An 18,544-nucleotide genomic window follows, 5' to 3' on the forward strand; every position below is an offset into this window, starting at 1 on the left:
CTAGGTCGTGTCTGTTAATTGTGTACTCGGTGGAATGTTGTGATCGCTCCTAGTAGTACCCCGCCGAGGAATGTGGTGGCGTACTTGTCGTAGCGGGTTGCGATGCCGCGCCAGTGTTTGAGGCGGTTGAAGCCGCGTTCCACGGTGTTGCGTTCCTTGTAGATTGCCTGATCGAAGGCCGGTGGCCTTCCACCGGCTGAGCCTTTGGCCTTCCGGCGTTCAATCTGATCTGAGCGCTCCGGGATGGTGTGCCTGATCCGGCGGGACCTCAACTCGGTGCGCGTGGAGGGATGGGAGTAGGCCTTATCGGCGAGCAGCCGGAACTGCGTGGCGTCTTGAATCTTATGGGCTTCGAGTAAGGGCACCAGTTGCGGATTATCACCGGCCTGGCCGGGAGTCAGCAGCATCGTGACAGGCGCGCACGCCCGGTCGGTAAGAGCATGGATCTTTGTTGTCAGCCCGCCTCGAGAGCGTCCGATCGCGTGGTCAGCCGGCTCGCTGGGCAGAAACTTGTAACTCGGCACTGCCCCCTGTGTGGTCTGGATCGACCGTCACCTTGGGCGCTCCGGCAGCATGCTGATGTGCCCGAACACTGGTCGAATCAACGGAGAGCAGTGACTCCAACTCCGTGTCCTGGGCACCGGTTGCCGTCTTTACCGCCGCGAACATCTGCTCATAGGACCCGTCGACAGACCACCGCCGGTGGCGCTCCCACACCGACTGCCAGGCACCGAACTTAACCGGCAGGTCACGCCACGGCGAACCGGTGCGAAAACGCCAGCAAATACCCTCAAGCGTCAAACGGTGATCGTTCCAGGGCCGCCCTCGCCGGCCCCCTGCAGTCGCGACTACAGGCTCAATCACCGACCACAACTCATCTGAAATAACATTCGCACGAAGCATCCATCCAGCCTCGAACATCCAAAGCCGAATATTTAGCAGACACGCCCTAGGGGGCCCGGGCGTCAGTCCGTTCCGCACAGCAGGCCCTAGACCCACTGCTCCCACACCGTCAGCTGCAGGCTGACGGTCCCGGACGAACCAGCCACAACGGCACCAGCCCCCGCGGAAGGGCCGACGGCGGCACCCGCCTTGCCGCCGTCGTCGCGCCTTCCAGCGAAACCAGCCTTCCCGGCAAAACAGGCCCTTCCAGCAAGACCAGTCCAGCGCATCAGGACCGGACCGCCTCAGCAGCGTGGTCGACGGAGCGCACCGGCGTCTCCAGCCCCAGGTGCTCGCGGAGCGTGCTGCCCCGGTACTCCGTGGGGTACACGCCGCGTTCCTGCAACTCCGGCACCAGCTGGTTCACGATGTCGTCCAGGCCCGTCGGGATCAACCACGGCGAAATGTTGAACCCGTCCACTGCGCCCACCCGCGCGTACTCGGCCAGCTGGTCCGCGACGTCGGTGTAGGAGCCGGTGAAGGTGGAATCGATCCGCGCGGTCTTCGAGGTGACGAACTGCCGGATGGACAGCCCCTTGTCCTTGGCCTCGGCCCGCCACTGGTCCGCCAGCTGACGTGCCTTGGCGCCGTGGAAACCGCTGCCCCGGGTCTCTGAGGTTTCCTCCACCACGGGATCGATCTCCGGCAGCGGGCCATCCGGATCATACGCCGACAGCTCGCGCCCCCAGAACTGCTCCAGGTAGGCGATGGCCTGCTGCGGGCCGATCTGCAGGCTCCGCACCCACTCCTTCTTCTCCGCTGCCTCCGCTGCGGTGGGAGCCAGGATGAACTCGCTGGCCGGCATGATCTGCACGGCGTTCGCCCCGCGGCCTGCGGCCACGGACCGTTCCACCAGGTCCTTCCGGAACTCCACGGCGTCGTCGAACGTGGGATGGGCCGAGAAGATTACGTCCGCCTGCCGGGCGGCGAAGTTGCGGCCCTCCGGCGAGTCGCCGGCCTGGAACAGCACCGGCCGGTACTGCGCGCTGCGCGGCAGCCGCGGCGTCACGTCCACCGTGTAGTGCTGGCCCTCATGGAGCACCCGGCGGGCGGGACCGACCGGAGTTTCCCACGAATCCCAGATCCGCTTGGCCGTTTCCACGAACGCCTCGGCGTGCCTGTAGCGGTCCGCGTGGTCCAGGTAGCCGCCGCGGCGGAAGTTCGCCCCGGTCCAGGCGTTGTCCGTGGTCACGATGTTCCACGCGGCCCGCCCACCCGAGATCAGGTCCAGCGAGGCGAGCCGGTGCGCCAGGTCCGCGGGGTCGTTGTACGTGGTGTTCTGGGTGGCCACCAGGCCGATGTTCCTGGTGACCGAGGCCAGTGCGGCGAGCATGGTCTGCGCGTCCGGCCGGCCTACTACGTCCAGTGCATGCGGGCGCCCCAGGTGCTCCCGCAGGCGCAGCCCCTCGCCCAGGAAGAAGGCGGCAAAGAGCCCGCGCTCGGCGGTCTGGGCGATGCGGCGGAAGGATTCGAAGTCGGTCTGCGAGCCGGATTCCGGCGCCTTCCAGATGGTGCCGGAGTTCACGCCCTGGAAGAAGACACCGAACTGGATCTGGCCGCTCGGGACGAATACTGCGGATTTAGCACGGGTGTGCTGTGTCATGGTTTTCCCTTACTTTCCTGCGTTGGCGGGGGCGGAGGAGCCTGTTGCGTAGCGGCTGGCCGGGCGCGGAAGCCCCAGCAAGTCGCGGAAGGTTCCGTCCTGGACAATGGGACGGAGAGCACCACGGCGCCGCAGTTCCGGCAGCACCAGTCGGCCCAGCTCCTCGAGCTCAACAAAGAGCGACGCCGGGTGCAGCCGCACGCCGTCGGCCTCCTTCAGAAGGTCGGCCAGTAAGCCGGTGAGACCAGCTGCGGAACCGGCATAAGCCGCCCGGCCGCCGTCGAACGATGCACCCCGCGCAGCCGCGGCCTGCCCGCGGGCGTCCAGAACGACGTCGAGCTCGGCAACCACCGCGACGCCGGCTCCCACCGTGGCCCGCACATCACGGACCTCGGCCGCCAGCAGTGCCGGCGTCGGGGCGGACACCAGCACGGCGTCCACGGCGTCCACCGGTAGTTCGTCCAGCAGGGACGCAGGAGCCAGCACGGGCAGCTGGCCCTGCAGCGACCGCGGAATGATGGACGGCCCCTTCACGGAGTAACCCGGGCCCGCAAAACCGGCAGGCGTTTCAAAATCGACGTAGTGCAGCTTGTCCACGTCGATGTACCGGCCGGTGGCAACATCGCGGATCACGGCGCCGTCCTCCCACGAGTCCCACAGCCGCCGGGAAACCTCGATGGACGCGGCAGCCTCCTGCCCCAGCGCGGCTCCATTGACTGAAGAACGTCCGACGGCGGCAGCAGCTTCCGGCGACTCGGCCGCCGTCACGATCCACCCGGCGCGGCCGCCGGAGACGTAGTCCACGCTGGCCAGCTGCGTGGAAACGTGGAACGGCTCCGTATATACGGTGTCCACCTCGGGCACCAGCGCGATGGTTCGGGAAATGGGCCCGGCGAACGCCGCCCGCTGCAGGGCATTGGCACGCCCCGGTGCGGGCGCATCGATGAAGGTGGCGGCATGGAAGCCTGCGGACTCGGCTGCCAGCACGGCGCGGGTTAGGTCCGCACCGTCCCAGCCGGCGCCGTCGAGCTCGATGGCCAGGAAGCCCGGCTGGCCTGTGTCTACTGCGGTCATGATGCCTTTCCTGCCTGTGAAGGAGCGGCCGTGGCGGTTGCCGGCGTGGCCGCGAAGTTTTCCGCTGTGATGGTCTTGGATTCCGGCAGGGCTTCCTCTGACAGGCCCCACCGTTCCAGGACCTTCCCGTAGGAGCCGTCCTGGATGACCTCGTTCAGGGCATCGGAGATCACCGGTGCCAGCCCGTTGCCGCGCAGCGTGGTGGCGGCCACCAGGGTTTCGGACGGCCAGCCAGCGTTGACCTTGCCCACAACTTTCAGGTCGTCACGGGTGTTTTCCCGGTACACGGTGGACGGGTACGGCGCGATGTTCAGGTCAGTCCGGCCGGAGGACAGCGCCAGGATTGTGTCGGCGTCGGACGAGTAGTACTGCAGCGTGGCCGGCGCCTTACCCTTGGCCTCCAGCTCCTTGTTCCAGGCCAGCAGGATCTTCTCCTGGTTGGTGCCGGAGCCCACCGATACCTTCAGGCCGGAGATGTCGTCCGCGCCCTTAATGTCGTAGGTGGAGGACTTCTTCGCTTCGAACCCCATGTACGCGGCGCGGTAGCTGGCGAAGTCGAACAGCTTCACCCGGTCCTTGTTCACGCCCACGTTGGAGAACACGGCCTCAAAGTCGCCGGACTGGGTCTTCAGCGGCCAGTTCTCCCAGGACGTGACCTGGACATCCAGCTCCAGGCCCAGCTTGTCCGCCACCAACTGGGCGATATCCAGCTCCGAGCCAATGGGTGTCTTGTCGTCCGTGGCGTGGAAGGACAGCGGAATGGACCCGGCGGTGGTGGCGACGGTCAGCTTCCCGTCCTTGCCGATCAGGGCGGGGACCTTGGCGGCGAGCGCCGCGTCCTTCTCCGCCCGGATCCGCTGCTGGTCCGGGGAGGTGTTGTATACGACGCCGTTGCGTGCCGCCGTCGTCTGTGCTGGCCCGCTGGGGTTGCCGGCGGCTGATGCGCCGGGGTCAGCGCAGCTGGCGAGCGCGGCTGGGCCAAGGAGTGCGGTGCCGAGGAGGACGACGACGGGACGCGCCGCGAGTGTGCGGCGGCGACGGAGGCCGCGGGTTGGGAAAGCCATGGGTGGTCCTTTAGATGTTGAAGGCCGGTTCGAGCACCTTGGAGAAGAAGCTCCGGGTGCGGGGTTCCTGCGGGTTGCTGAAAATCTGTTGCGGGCTGCCCTGTTCCACGATCTGGCCCTGGTCCATGAACACCACGGTGTCCGCCACGTCGCGGGCGAAGCCCATCTCGTGGGTCACGATGATCAGTGTGGTGCCGGACTTGGCGAGCTCGCGGATGACGTCGAGCACCTCGTTGACCAGCTCCGGGTCCAGCGCGGAGGTGGGCTCGTCGAACAGCAGGATTTTCGGGTCCAGGGCCAGGGCACGGGCGATGGCCACGCGCTGCTGCTGGCCGCCGGAGAGCTGGCGCGGGTAGGCATCCGCACGGTCCTTGAGCCCAACCCGGTCCAGGAGTTCCAGGCCGCGGCGGCGTGCCTCCTCCCTGGTGCGGCGCGCCTTGCCGGGTTGGTGGGCGACGACGGGTGCTTCCGCCACGTTCTCCAGCGCGGTGAGGTGCGGGAACAGGTTGAAGTTCTGAAAGACCATGCCGATTTCGGTGCGCTGTTTCAGGATCTCCTTTTCGCGCAGCTCGTGCAGCCGGTCGCCGCGGGCCTCGTAGCCCACCAGCTTGCCGTCGATGGTGATGTGCCCGCCGTCCACCTTCTCCAGGTGGTTGATGGTGCGCAGCAGGGTGGACTTGCCGGAGCCGGACGGGCCCACGATCACGGCCACGCCACCGGGTTCCACGGTGAGGCTCACGCCCTTGAGGACTTCCGTGGCGCCAAATGACTTGTGGACGCCTGTGATTTCCACCAGGCCGCGGGTGGCGGCGGGGGCGGTGAGGGTTGCAGTCATCAGATGTTCCTCCGGGTGGGGACGGCCGCGTGGGTGGCGAAGAATTTGCGGGCCTTCTGCAGGGGCGTCAGCGGCAGGTTCCGCACCGCGCCCTTGGAGTAGTGCCTCTCGATGTAGTACTGGAAGACGCTCAGCACGGAGGTGATCACGACGTACCAGAGGGTTGCCACCAGCAGCAGCGGAAGGACCTGCTGGGTGCGGTTGTAGATGACCTGCACGGTGTAGAACAGCTCCGAGTACGCCAGCACATAGACAATCGAGGTGCCCTTGACCAGGCCGATGATCTCGTTGAACGCGGTGGGCAGGATGGCGCGCATCGCCTGCGGCAGCACGATCCGGGTGGAGCGGCGCCAGGCCGGGATTCCCAGGGCCGCCGCCGCCTCCAGCTGCCCCTGGTCAACGGAAAGGATGCCGCCACGGATGATCTCCGCCGAGTAGGCCGCCTGGTTCAGGGTCAGCCCCAGCACTGCTGCCGCGAACTGGCTGATCAGTGTGGTGGTCTGGACCTCGAAGAACCGGACATCGGTGAAGGGTAACCCTAAGCTGATCTTTTCGTACAGGTAGCCCAGGTTGTACCAAAGGAGCATCTGCACCAGCAGCGGGGTGGAGCGGAAGATCCAGGAAAACGTCCAGGACACCGAGACCAGCAGCGGCGACGCCGAGAGCCGCATGAGCGCCAGGATGAAGCCGAGCACGAACCCGAGGATGCCGGAGATGGCGGTCAGCTTCAGGGTTTCCACCAGCCCCTTGACCACGGACTGGGCGGTGAACCACTGGGCCACCACACCCCACTCCCAGCGCGGGTTGGTGGCCAGCGACCACGCCACGGCAAGGACACCCAGCGCGACGACGGCGGTCCCCACCCAGCGCCACGGATGCTTGGCCGCCACCACCCGGTAGGACGAGTAGTCCGGAGCCTGGCGGGCCACCGCCCCATCTCTGGCCGATCCCTTTGCCGGGGGCGCATCTGCCGCCGACGGCTCCGTTTGGTGTGACTGCGCCACCTTCATTGCTACTGAACTCATGTGCCACCTCGTTTCTTATCCTGGTTTTTCCTTTGGAGCCCTCCGGCCCGGTGTTGGCTGCAAATCTAGGACCGGCCGGAACGGGCCAGCAAGGCGGCAAGTTGCATACGTTCACAGGGCTTCGCACGGCGTCATGAGTCGGTTTTTTGCGTCCCTTAACCCGCCGTGACGCGGGGTTAACGGCCGTGACCAGGTGCTCGACCGGCGTCGTTACGGCTGCCTAGCATGGGCACTCCGACGGCCGCTTCCGCGCCGTCCCTGCAGACCAAACGCCCGTCAGGAGGCCCCATGCCAGCCACCATCCCGGCCATCGTCTTCATTGGCGGCGGACCGCGCACGGCGGGATTGCTGGAGCGGATCGCCGCCAACCGGCCCGAGGTCTTCGCCGGCCCGCTGCAGATCCACGTAGTGGAACCACACGTTCCCGGATCGGGCCGCATCTGGCGGTACGACCAGGACCCCGGCCTGCTGCTGAACTCCATGGCGGCGGACATCACCATGTTTACCGACGATTCCGTCGACTGTGAGGGCCCTGCCGCCCCCGGTCCGGGCCTGGCCGAGTGGGCGGCGGGCGTGCTGGGCGGTTCGATCATCGACGTCCCGGACTTCCCCCGGACGCTGTGGGACCAGCTGCGGTCGCTCACCGGCGCCACCTTTCCCACCCGCCAGCTGCAGAGCCAGTACCTCGAGTGGTTCTTCCGCCGCGCAGCCCGGTCTCTGGGCCGCGGCGTGACAGTCCACCGCACCACCGCTGTGGGCATCACGGAGCGGGCGGACGGCGGCCACGAAGTTGAGCTGGCGAACGGCCGCAGCCTGCACGCTGACATCGTGGTGACGGCGCTGGGGCACACGGACTCCCGGCCGGACGCCGTCTCCGCTGGGTTCTCGGACTTCGCTGCCCGCCACGGCGGCTACCACGCGGCACCCAGCTACACCACCGACGTCGACTACTCCCCCGTCGCGCCCGGCCAGGACGTGATCGTCGCCGGGATGGGCCTGGCATTCGTGGACCTGCTGGTCCTCCTCATGGAGGGCCGCGGCGGCAGGTTCCAGGAGACGTCCGACGGCGGGCTGCGCTACCTTCCGTCCGGACGGGAACCACGGCTTTGGGCCGGGTCGCGGCGGGGCGTGCCGTACCATTCGAAGATTTCCGCTGCCCTGCGCGGCCAGGCGCCGGGGCCGCTGCAGTTCTTTACGGCGGCGGCTGTGCAGGCACTCCTGGAGCAGCATGGCGAACTGGACTTCAACCAGCACCTGTGGCCGCTGATCGCCAAGGAAGCGGGGCACTACTATTACCGTGAGCTCCTGACGGGCAACCCTGAACGGGCCGCCAGGGAATGGGGGGCGTTTGCCGCCCGCTATGCCGGGCTGGACTGGTACAGCCGCGGCCGCGCCGACCTTGTTGCCGCCGCCGTCCCGGACCCCGGCCTGCACCTGGACCTGGAGCGGCTGGACCGCCCCTTCGTCGGCCTCCGGTTCGCCGGCCACGGGGACGTGCAGGACGCAGTAACCGGCTACATCGAGAATGACCTGCGGCTGCGGGACAGCCCGGACCATCCGGAAACCCTGGCGCTGTTCCTTGCCCTGCTGCATGTGTACATGGAGGTGGGGCGGGTGGTTCCGCCGGAGCGGCTCAACGCCAGGTCGCAGCAGGCCATCCACGGCTGGTGGCACGGCTTCTTCAGCTTCGTGGACTCGGGTCCGCCGCCGCACCGCCTGCGGCAGATGCTCGCCCTGCACCGGGCGGGACTGCTGCAGTTCCTGGGCCCGGGCCTGGAAGTGTCCACGGACGAAGCCACCGGGACTTTCCGGGCCACGTCGCCGCAGGCGGGATTCTCGGTGGCGGCCAGGGCACTAATCGAGGCCCGGCTGCCGCCCACCTCCGTGGCCGGCAGCCTCAACCCGGTGCTTTCCTCCCTCCACGGCAGTGGACTGGGCAGCGAGCAACGGCTGCTGACCTCCGACGGCATCCACTCCACCGGGAAGCTGCTGGTCTCGGCCCGGCACCAGCTGGTGGGGGCGGACGGGAAGCCGCGGCCCACCCTCTTCGGCATCGGTCCTGGAACGTCCGGTTGGGGCGCCGGCGCCTTCGCCCGGCCCAATACCAACGCAGCACCGTTCCGGGAGAACGACGCCCTTGCCCGCACCATCCTCGGCGTAGCCAGGGAGTTGTATGGCCACGCTCCCCACGAGATTTCTGTGCGGGCCAGAATTACTCCAGAACCAGCCGCCGCCGGACAGAACTGACCAATGACAAGGAATGACCAGTGACCGCAGAACCCGGCCTCAAGCCCCACGACCTAAAGCCCGGCCCTCTCCACACAAGACCCCTCGATCCCGGCCGCCTCACGGTCCTTACCCTGCCCATGCACGATCCCCGCGTCCGGCCGCTCCTGGACGAACTCGCCGTCGAATATGACACCCGCTACGGGGACCTGTTCGGGCGCAGCGCCGCCGCTGAAGAATTGAACCGCTATCCCGCCGAGGAGTTCGAGGGACCGCACGGCGCCCTGCTGGTGATCCAGGAGGATGGCGAGTCGATCGCCGGCGGCGCGTTCCGCCGCCATGACCACACCACGGCGGAACTAAAACGGATCTGGACCCACTCGGCCCACCGCCGTCGTGGTTTGGGCCGCCTGGTCCTGGCAGAACTGGAAGCCCTGGCCACCGCCCGCGGCTACACCCGGCTGTACCTCACCACCGGGCCGCGGCAGCCGGAGGCCAGGCATCTATACCTGAGCAGCGGCTACCAGGCCCAGTTCGACCTCGACGCCGATCCCGAGACCATCGGGCCACTTGCCTTCACCAAGGACCTGCCGACACCACGGCGGGACTGACCGCCGTTCAGGCCGGCACCGCCCCATCGGGGGCAGCCGCCGCTATGCTGGCGCCATGGCCTCGAAAACCACAGCAGAGAAGCTTGCCACCATCCAGAAGGGCTACACGCTGGAAGGCCCCACCATTGAGCTGGGGGCCGCCATCGTCGACGGAGAGCTCCACAAGGACGCCCCCGTCAGGCTGCCGCTGGCCATGATGAACCGGCACGGCCTGGTGGCCGGTGCCACCGGTACCGGCAAGACCGTCACGCTGCACATGATGGCCGAGCAGCTGTCCACCGCCGGCGTCCCCGTCTTCCTGGCCGACATCAAAGGCGACCTCTCCGGCCTGGCGACGGCCGCCGTCGGCAGCGATAAACTCAAGGCCCGCACGGACAGCATCGGCCAGGCCTGGCAGGGCAAGACCTTTCCCGTGGAATTCCTGGCGCTGGGCGGCGACGGCAACGGCGTCCCGGTCCGGGCCACGGTGACCTCCTTCGGGCCCATCCTGCTCTCGCGCATCATGGAGCTCAACGACACGCAGGAATCGAGCCTCCAGCTGGTGTTCTACTTCGCGGACAAGAACGGCCTGGAGCTGATCGACCTGAAGGATCTCCGCGCCGTCATCCAGTTCCTCACCTCGGACGAGGGCAAGGACCAGCTCGAGGAACTCGGCGGCCTGTCCAAAGCCACGGCCGGCGTGATCCTGCGGGAGATCGTAACCCTGGAGGCGCAGGGGCTGGAAAAGTTCTTTGGCGAGCCGGAGTTCGATACCGCCGAGCTCCTGCGCACAGCCCCCGACGGGCGCGGCGTGGTCACCTGCCTGGAGCTGCCCACCCTGCAAACCAAGCCGATGCTGTTCTCCACCTTCCTGATGTGGCTGCTGGCGGACCTGTTCGAGGACCTGCCCGAAGCGGGCGACCTGGACAAGCCCAAGCTGGTGTTCTTCCTGGACGAGGCCCACCTGCTGTTCAACGGCGCGTCCAAGGCCTTCCTGGAGGCGATCACCACCACTGTGCGGCTTATCCGGTCCAAGGGCGTGGGCATCTTCTTCGTCACCCAGACGCCCAAGGATGTCCCCGCGGACGTCCTTGGCCAACTGGCCAACCGGGTGCAGCACGCCCTGCGCGCATTCACCCCTGAGGACGCCAAGGCGCTCAAGGCCACGGTGTCCACATTCCCGCTCAGCGACTATGACCTCGAAGAGACCCTCACGTCCGCCGGCATCGGCGAAGCGGTCATCACCGTCATGAACGAAAAAGGCGCCCCCACGCCGGTGGCCCTCACCCGGCTCCGGGCACCCGAGTCCCTCATGGGCCCCAGCGAGGAGGCCCTGGTCCGCAGCACCGTTGCCGGCTCGGCCCTGCTCGGCAAGTACGGAACCGCCGTTGACAACCCTTCGGCGTACGAAAAGCTCTCCGGCAAGACCGCAGCCCCTGCCGGCCCGGCGGCACCCGGGCCGTCAGCCGGTGCACCTGCCGCTCCTGCCGGCTACGACGTTGACGCGGAGGCCCGGCGGATCGAGGAGGAGATCCTGGGCAGGCCCAGCAGCAGGCCCCCGCAGGCCTCCGTCCCGGCGCCGCTGGATCCGGAACCGGAGTATCCCGATCCCCAGTACGGCGAACCACCGGCCCCCAAGCCACGGTCCAAGGCTGCGCGCCAACCACGGTCGCACCAGGCTGAGCCGCAGCCGGGCGGCACGATGGGTGACCTCGGCGGGGTGCTCGGCGGCGCATTGGGCGGCGGGCTCAAGAGCATGGCCCGGTCCATGGGCACCCAGCTGGGGCGCGAGCTGCTCCGCGGTGTCTTCGGGACGTCGTCGCGGCGCCGTCGCCGCTGATCCTGCACCCTGGTTCCTCAGTCAATGCTGCCTGCACGGCTGTCCCGGGTGGCCGCCCAGGCTCCTGTTGACGCGGTCCCCGGCCGCCGCCGTCGTGCTTCACGCGGGCCCGGCCGGGCAGATTAGGGGGACGCCAACTTTAGTGTGCGTCCGCACTGCCGTTACTGTAAGGAACGTGCAGATGAGTCAAGCGTTGGTGAGGATTGCGGCCGGATGGCTGCTGGGCCTCATGCTTGCCGTCGCCGGAGCCATCGTAGCCATCAATGTCGTGAACAACACCGTGGCCAGTCCGCAGCAGCCTGTCAGGGAGTACCTGGACGCGCTGAAGAGCGGAGACGGCGGCCGGGCACTGGGCCTCCTTCGGGCCGCGGTTCCGCCCAGCAACGCCGCCATGCTGAACGGGCCCGGCCTGCAGACCGCCGCTTCCCGGCTGTCCAACGTGACCCTCGGAGACCCGGAGGAGCGTCCGAACAACCAGGTCATGGTGCCGCTGGAGTACACGATTGACGGCAGCCGCCTGCACACGGAATTCCTGCTGCAGAAGACAGGTACCGAGTGGATCTTCTTCAATACCTGGGCCTTCGTGCCGTCCCGGCTGCCCACCGTTGACATCACCGTGGTCAACGGCAACGAGGCCGAGGTCAACGGCGTTCCGGTGAACATGCCCAACGGCCGCAACTCCTTTGCCGTGTTCTATCCGGGCGAGTACGAGGCCTCGTTGGACGGGCAGTACTTCTCGGCACCGGCCACGCGGGCAACAGTGACCGCCAAGGACGCCCCCGTGGCTCCGCTCAACCTGCTGACCCAGGCCACGGACAAGCTGAAGAGCGATATTGCCGCCAAGGTCCGGGAGTTCCTGGACGGCTGCGCCGCGCAGGCCGTGAAGGAACAGAAGCTCCAGCCCGACTGCCCGTTCTACTACGCCAGCAACAACAGGGTGCAGGACGGCAGCATCCGGTGGACCGTGACCAAGTACCCCAATGTGTCCGTCGAGCCGTTCGACGGCCGGTGGGTGGTGGCACCGCTGGACGGCAAAGCCAAGGTGGAAGCGCTCCAGCAGAACGCGTTCACGGGGGCCTGGTACCCGCTGGACGAAGAGGTGGACTTCAGCTTCACCACGCGGCTGGACGTCTCCGGCGGCACGGTCAAGGTCACCCCGATGCTGAGCTTCTAGGCCCCGCCTCTCCCCGCCGCGCCGGACTGGCCCAGTTTTGAAGCCGTGGCCGCCGCGGTCTATACCGCTTTAGACCCAATCCCGCCGAAATCTGGGCTGGTCCGGCTTCGGCCACCGGAGGGATCCCCGTGCCAGGACCTCGCGGACCTGCGCCAGGACGGATTCCGGGCCATAAACGAGGTCGTCATAGAAAAACCTCAGTACGGGCAGTCCCTGACGGACAGCCATGTTGTCCCTGCGGCGGTCCTTTTTGAACTGCCGGGGATCAAGATGGAAGGCCAGTCCGTCGATTTCCACAATGAGGAACCCCTCCAGCAGGAAGTCGACGCGGCCCACCCCGTCAATCCACACCTGGGTCTCGGTGGCTATGCCAGCATCCCTGAACAGCACCCGGGCCAAGGTTTCCAGGAGGGAGTCTGCACCGTGTTCAACCTTGGACACAACATTCCGTGCCCTGCCGGACCGGTTGCCGTTCAAGTGACGCAACAGAAAGGACAGCTCAATGTCTCCTCTGTTGTAGGCACATTCCACCATGACCAGCGACTCGAGTTCAGGCAGGCACAGCAGTGCGTGAAGCAGGACATCAGGAAGTGCTGCAAGGGTCCGATGACGGGGCCGCTGCGTCAGGGGAAGGCGGTGGCTGACACAGGGGACTGTACTTCTTCCGTTGCTTTGCCAGTAGTGCGGCCGGGCAGCCGGTTGAAGCTGCCAAAGGCTGTAATGCGGAGCGGCAGATGCGCAGGTAAGGAGGCCACGGGCCCGTCCTGCACCCACCAGTTCCGCATCGGCACCCGGAACGGCCAGCAATCCGCGCTCCAGTCGCACCATTCGCCCATTGCGGATTGCCCGGCGAATGTCCGTCTCCGTGGCGCCGGCGGCGGCCACGTCACGCCGCAGCAGCACTCCTCCGGCTGACTTGAGGATTTCCGTTGGGTCCATCACGCCACAGTGTCTGTCCCCCGTGGCCATGGACAGCCATCACGGCCTCTATGTGGACAAGAGCCCGCGAGAACTGGCCCAGCTTTGGCGAGGCCCTAACAGAACTGGCCCGGTCTTCAGGCTCTCAAAGCTTGAAAACCGGGCCAGTTCACCAGGTAGTAAACCCGGTCAGTCCATTCCGCGCAGGTCCAGGACCAGTTCGGTGTCGCCGTCGGCCTGGAGGACCACCGGGATGCCCCAGTCCTGCTGGTAGAGGTGGCATGCGGCGTGGTCCGGGATCTCGCCGTCGTCGGTTTCGGGTCCATCGCAGGCGGCGGCCCGGGCGGTAATGTGCAGCACGCCCTCGGGGACGTCCGGGGACAGCTCCAGGGTGCGCAGCAGTCCCACCGAGGTTCCGCCGCCGGAGACCAACAGTTCGGGCGGGGTGGAGGAGATCTTCAGCTGCGTGGGGTCGCCCCAGCGGTCATCGAGCTTCTGCCCGGTGGGGGCAGTGAACCGGACGGCCAGGTCCAGCGTGCCGGGGGCCACGGGGCTCTTGGGCCGGTGGGTCTGGGACGCGCCCTCATCCACCTGCTGCGCCTCCTTGGGGATGGGGACGTAGACCAGCTGGTGCTTGTTCGCTTCCACCACCACCAGCAGGGGCTCCGAGCCGGCGGAGTGCGTGTGGTCCACGATCACGTCCGAGGGCTCGGCGAGGCCGCGGGCCAGGGTGGACACCGTGCCGGATGCGGGGTCGTAGCGGCGGACGGCGCCGTTGTAGGTATCCGCGATGGCCACGGAGCCGTCGGGCAGGACGGTCACCCCGAGAGGGTGCTGCAGGCGCGCCTCGGCGGCAGGGCCGTCACGGAAGCCAAAGTCGAACAGGCCCTTGCCCACTGCGGACTCCACGGTGATGGCGCCGTCGTCGCCGATGACAAGCTTGCGGAGGGCGGACGTTTCGGAGTCTGCGACCCAGATGTTCCCGTCGGCGTCCTCGGCGAGGCCGGAGGACTGCGCGAACCAGGCTTCATGGGCGGGTCCGTCCAGCAGGCCCTCCAGTCCGTTGCCCGCAATGATGGACACGGCCCCGGTGATGGGGTCGAAGCTGAAGATCTGGTGCGTGCCGGCCATGGCCACCACCACGGCGTTCAGCTTCCGCGACCACACAACATCCCAGGGCGAGCTCAGCGCAACATCCAGCGGGTCAGTGCCCAGCGAGCCGCTGAAACCGGCGCCTTCCTCGTCCACGCGGGCGGGGCCCGTCTCCAGCAGGCGCTGGATGCCGTTGCCGGCGAGCGTGGAGGCTTTGCCGTCCGTGAGCGACAGTCCCCGCAGGCGGTGGTTGACCGAGTCGGCAATGACGACGTCGTAGCCCGCCTTGGCTGCCACATCTTCCGGCAGCAGGACCAGGCCCTGGGGTTCGTTGAACTGGGCGCTGGCGGTGTCCCCGGCGGCGGGCCCGTCGGCGTAGCCCTTGGTGCCCGACCCGAACGTGGCCAGGACAGTTTCGAAGTCGGTGCCGAGTTCCACCAACCGGTGGTGGCCGGTGTCGGTGACCAGCCAGGAGCCCTTGTCCGCGGTACCCGGGGCTGCGGCACCTGCCGTTGCGCCGGCGTCGGCTATTCCAGCCGCGGAACCGCGCCCCGCCGGCAGGAAGAGAGCCTTACCGGGGAAGCGGAGAGTGCCGGAGGTTGCCTCGGGTGCCACGTAGGGGCCGGAACCGCGGTGGAGGGTGCCCTTGGCCTCATGCTCGGCGATGAGCTCAGGGATCAGGACGGCCAGTCCGTCCGCGTGGCCCTCGCCGGAAAGGTGCGCCACGATGTAGCCCTCGGGGTCGATGACCACCAGGGTGGGCCAGGCTCGGGCGGTGTAGGCCTTCCAAGTGTCCAGCTCGGGATCGTCCAGCACGGGATGGTGGATCTCGTAGCGCTCGACGGCGGCGGCCAGCGCCACCGGGTCCGCCTCGTGCTCGAACTTGGGCGAGTGGACGCCCACGGTGACCAGCACGTCCGAGTACTGCTCTTCCAGCGGGCGCAGCTCGTCCAGGACGTGCAGGCAGTTGATGCAGCAGAAGGTCCAGAAATCGAGGAGCACGATCTTGCCGCGCAGGGCTTCGAGGTCCAGGCTCTTGCCACCGGTATTCAACCAGTTGCGGCCCACGAGTTCGGAGGCCCGGACCCGGGCATGCGTGCGTACGGTTTCGCTCATCAGCGTCCTTCCAGCTTGTTGCGGTCAGCCAGCTTGGCGTCGCGTTCGGCCAATTTGGCAAACATATCGTTGTAAGCGGCCAGATCGGCGTCGTTATTCCTGTCGGCCGCGCGGTCCACCCGCTTGGTTTCCCGCTGGTCGGACCTGGACCACATGACGGCGACGCCGATCGCCACCAGCAGCGTGGGCACCTCGCCAATGCCCCAGGCCACCGCGCCGCCGGCCTGCTGGTCAAGGAGGGCCGACGGTCCCCAGGCACGTCCGAGGTTGCCGAAGTAGTCAGCGGCCAGCAGACCGGTCCCGCCCATGATGGAAACGCCGAAGAAGGCGTGGAAGCCCATGGTCGCAAGGAGCAGCAACAGCCGCATCGGGTACGGCGCACGGCGCGGCAGCGGGTCGGTGCCGATCATGCTGAGCACGAAGATGTAGCCGGTAAGCAGGAAGTGCAGGTTCATCAGTTCGTGGCCCACGTGGTCCCGCATGGCGAACCCGAACAGGTCCGAGTAGTAGAACAGCACGATTGACCCGGCAAAGTTGGCCGCGGCGAAGATCGGATGCGTGACCAGTTGGGAGAACTTTGAGTGCACGAAGACGAGGATCCATTCGCGGACACCCCGTGATCCGTCGCCCCGCGCGGGCAGCGCCCGCAGCGCGAGCGTCACCGGGGCGCCCAGCACCAGGAAGATCGGCGCGACCATGGTCAGGGCCATGTGGTCCACCATGTGCGCGGAGAACAGGATGCGGCCATAGACCGACGGCGGCCCGGACGTGATGTAGGTCAGCACCACCAGGCCGATGATCCAGTTCAGGGACCGGAACCACTGCCACGAGTCGCCGCGGCGGCGGACCTTGGCGACGCCCATGAAGTAGGTGACGAGGCCGAAGAGGGCCACCCCGACCCAGATCCAGTCCAGGCGCCACTCGGTGAACCAGCGCTCGGGGGTGAGTTCCGGCGGCAGCTCGTAGCCGCTGAGGATGAAGGCGGGGGATGCGTTGGGTGCCAGTTCCGTGGGCTGTGGCGGGGCTGAGCGGCCCAGGGCTACGGCGATGCCGGAGGTGGCGCCCATGATCAGCAGCTCGGCCAGGACCAGCTGCCAGAGGACCCGGCGCGAGGACATGGTGGAGCCCTTGCGGCCAAGCTGTGGGATGACCCACTGCCGGTGCATGAAGCCGATGCCACCCAGCACTACGGCCGCGGCGGTCTTGGCTAGGATCAACTGGCCGTAGGCGGATCCGAAGAGGTCGGACCAGCGCGTGACGCGGATGCTGGCGTTAACGACGCCAGAGGCGAAGACCAGGACGAACGCGAAGCCAGCAAGGGCGGAGAACCGGCGGAGGGTGGCTTCGGTGATGTCGGTTGCTGTCCCGGCCTTGGCGCCGGTGAGGATCCCTGACAACAGGGCCAGGATGATGATGCCGCCCACCCAGGTGCTCACGCCTACCAGGTGGAGGCCCAGCGAGTTGATGGCACCTTCGTGGTCGGAGGAGCTTGAAGAGTGCCCAATCAGGGCCGCCGGCGCCAGCCCGATCAGGGCGAGCACGAGGGTAAGGGCCAGCCCACCAAGGGACCTGACACCGAACAGCGCCGTAGTAACCACTGCGGCAATGATGGTGACCGCGAGCCAAGCCTGGCCCGTTTCGATGTCGGTCATGAAGTAGACCAGGGCCTGGGTGAAGGCGGGATCGCCGGAGAGCCCCTGCCCCGCCACGTCGGCGTAGGTGAGGACCAGGACGGCAATGGCGGACAAGGTCCACACAGCCCCGGCAACGGCGGCGACAGCGAGGGCCCGGGTAAAGGCGGGATGCTCGGGCGCTGCGCCGTCCCCCGTTAAGTCCCGCGAGCGTGCGGAATGGGTCCGTCCGTTCAGGTTCCGGGGAAGAATGCCGACGGCGAAGACCAAGCCGCCGATCACGGTCGCCACGGACACGTTGTGGATTGCCTTGCTGACGGGGAGGCCCCAGCGGACCAGGGCGCCGGGGTCAGCCACGCTGCGGGCTGCTGCGGCGCCGGAAAAGATCAATGCTGCTGCGAGGCCCAGGAAGAGTGCGGCCAGGCCTGCGAGCTGCCAGGGAACGGGGATCCCGGGAGTTCCGGCGTCCCGGACCGCTGCTCCCTTGCCGGGACCGGACTGGGGCGGGGTGGAACCTGGTTTTGCGGCAGAAGACACCATTCCATTGTCCGCTACGCCTGCCCGGGCGGCGAATCCGGCCTTAAACGCCAAGGAGCGGCAANGGGGTTGCCGCTCCTTGCCCAGCCGGCGTCATGCCGTACCGGGACAAATGCTACTTCTTGGAGACTGCAGCCTTCAGCTTGGAGCCGGCGGTCAGCTTGACGCTGTGGCCTGCTGCGATCTGGATGGTCTCGCCGGTCTGCGGGTTGCGGCCGGTGCGTGCCGCACGGTCAGTGCGCTCAACTGCGAGCCAGCCCGGGATGGTGATCTTCTCGCCCGCGGCGACAGAAGTCTCGAAAACCTCGAACAGTGCATCGAGGACGGAGTTGACGGCAGCCTGGCTGGTGCCGGCCTTGCCTGCTACCTCTGCAACAAGTTCACTACGGTTCTTAGCCATTGATGTCCTCCTGGACGGTTCTGTTTCTGGAGCCTGCACGCGGCATGCGCACAAGCCACTGTCCGAAAACTTACCAGCTTGGGCGGTTCCGGTCCGCAAATTCCGCGTGTTTCCGCGACTTTTTGAGGTTAATCACCGATTCCGGGGGCATATTTCCGCCTACGGAGGAACCCTTTGCGCTTCCGGTCGCGGTTTCCCTCCCGGGCCCCCGATCACTTCCGCCTCTCCCCGGGACGCCCGATCACATCCAGGAACGTTTCCCGGCGGCCGGCTTTGTGTTCCTGCCGGCCGCGGTGGCTTGTTCCGTCAGGTGTGGCCGGTACCCGGCAGCGCGGGGGACGATATCTGATGGAGCGTCCGCCGTTGGTGTGTTAAATGTGGGAGGCCCCAACCATGGTGGTTGGGGCCTCGACCTAATGTGTGTCCGGCGGTGACCTACTCTCCCACACCCTCCCGGGTGCAGTACCATCGGCGCTG

13 protein-coding genes and 1 pseudogene are annotated in these 18,544 nt (G+C 67.3%); 4 read left to right on the forward strand and 10 right to left on the reverse strand.

Translation table 11 applies throughout. The features are described 5' to 3' along the window. Positions 1-14 precede the first annotated feature (14 nt). From ACTJK0_RS20750 to ACTJK0_RS20775, 6 genes and pseudogenes are all read right to left on the reverse strand, one after another. Positions 15-903, reverse strand: a pseudogene (locus ACTJK0_RS20750) (IS5 family transposase). 268 nt (positions 904-1,171) lie between these two features. Beyond that, on the reverse strand, positions 1,172-2,545 hold the full coding sequence (locus tag ACTJK0_RS20755; protein ID WP_440746457.1) for an NtaA/DmoA family FMN-dependent monooxygenase: 1,374 nt from the start codon (positions 2,543-2,545) through the stop codon (positions 1,172-1,174). 9 nt (positions 2,546-2,554) lie between these two features. Further along, positions 2,555-3,619, reverse strand: a complete 1,065-nt coding sequence (locus tag ACTJK0_RS20760) for an LLM class flavin-dependent oxidoreductase (RefSeq protein WP_440746458.1) — start codon at positions 3,617-3,619, stop codon at positions 2,555-2,557. Further along, a complete protein-coding gene (locus ACTJK0_RS20765; RefSeq protein WP_440746459.1) occupies positions 3,616-4,683 on the reverse strand; it encodes a transporter substrate-binding domain-containing protein in 1,068 nt (355 codons plus the stop codon). Before ACTJK0_RS20765 ends, ACTJK0_RS20760 begins: the two co-directional genes overlap by 4 nt. Before the next feature lie 10 nt (positions 4,684-4,693). Continuing rightward, entirely contained in the window at positions 4,694-5,518 is an 825-nt protein-coding gene (locus ACTJK0_RS20770) for an amino acid ABC transporter ATP-binding protein (RefSeq protein ID WP_440746460.1), read from the reverse strand. Continuing rightward, positions 5,518-6,543 carry an amino acid ABC transporter permease gene (locus tag ACTJK0_RS20775; protein WP_440746461.1) on the reverse strand — a complete coding sequence of 342 codons (1,026 nt, stop codon included), beginning with the start codon at positions 6,541-6,543 and terminating at the stop codon, positions 5,518-5,520. The genes ACTJK0_RS20770 and ACTJK0_RS20775 overlap by 1 nt, the downstream gene beginning before the upstream one ends. Before the next feature lie 288 nt (positions 6,544-6,831). Between ACTJK0_RS20775 and ACTJK0_RS20780 the strand changes: the two genes are divergently transcribed. The 4 genes from ACTJK0_RS20780 (at position 6,832) to ACTJK0_RS20795 (ending at position 12,373) form a co-directional block, all read left to right on the forward strand. Next, positions 6,832-8,790 (forward strand): FAD/NAD(P)-binding protein, encoded by a 1,959-nt coding sequence (locus ACTJK0_RS20780; protein ID WP_440746462.1) that lies wholly within the window; start codon positions 6,832-6,834, stop codon positions 8,788-8,790. A gap of 20 nt (positions 8,791-8,810) precedes the next feature. Further along, the gene (locus ACTJK0_RS20785) at positions 8,811-9,380 is read left to right on the forward strand and encodes a GNAT family N-acetyltransferase (protein ID WP_440746463.1); all 570 of its coding nucleotides are present in this window, start codon (positions 8,811-8,813) and stop codon (positions 9,378-9,380) included. Between the two features lie 55 nt (positions 9,381-9,435). Further along, on the forward strand, positions 9,436-11,199 hold the full coding sequence (locus tag ACTJK0_RS20790; protein WP_440746464.1) for a helicase HerA-like domain-containing protein: 1,764 nt from the start codon (positions 9,436-9,438) through the stop codon (positions 11,197-11,199). Positions 11,200-11,380: 181 nt separating this feature from the next. Further along, positions 11,381-12,373 (forward strand): hypothetical protein, encoded by a 993-nt coding sequence (locus ACTJK0_RS20795; protein ID WP_440746465.1) that lies wholly within the window; start codon positions 11,381-11,383, stop codon positions 12,371-12,373. Positions 12,374-12,442: 69 nt separating this feature from the next. On the opposite strand, the gene ACTJK0_RS20800 is transcribed toward ACTJK0_RS20795, so the two are convergent. From ACTJK0_RS20800 to ACTJK0_RS20815, 4 genes are all read right to left on the reverse strand, one after another. Beyond that, on the reverse strand, positions 12,443-13,312 hold the full coding sequence (locus ACTJK0_RS20800; RefSeq protein WP_440746466.1) for a type IV toxin-antitoxin system AbiEi family antitoxin domain-containing protein: 870 nt from the start codon (positions 13,310-13,312) through the stop codon (positions 12,443-12,445). Positions 13,313-13,480: 168 nt separating this feature from the next. Beyond that, on the reverse strand, positions 13,481-15,499 hold the full coding sequence (locus ACTJK0_RS20805; RefSeq protein WP_440746467.1) for an NHL domain-containing thioredoxin family protein: 2,019 nt from the start codon (positions 15,497-15,499) through the stop codon (positions 13,481-13,483). Further along, positions 15,499-17,670: a cytochrome c oxidase assembly protein gene (locus ACTJK0_RS20810; protein ID WP_440746468.1), complete on the reverse strand. Its 2,172-nt coding sequence runs from the start codon at positions 17,668-17,670 to the stop codon at positions 15,499-15,501. Before ACTJK0_RS20810 ends, ACTJK0_RS20805 begins: the two co-directional genes overlap by 1 nt. A 112-nt stretch (positions 17,671-17,782) precedes the next feature. Then, on the reverse strand, positions 17,783-18,067 hold the full coding sequence (locus ACTJK0_RS20815) for an HU family DNA-binding protein (protein WP_011693739.1): 285 nt from the start codon (positions 18,065-18,067) through the stop codon (positions 17,783-17,785). Positions 18,068-18,544 lie beyond the last annotated feature (477 nt).

Origin of the sequence: Paenarthrobacter sp. 22069, from assembly GCF_052046035.1 — a bacterium.
Taxonomy (GTDB): domain Bacteria; phylum Actinomycetota; class Actinomycetes; order Actinomycetales; family Micrococcaceae; genus Arthrobacter.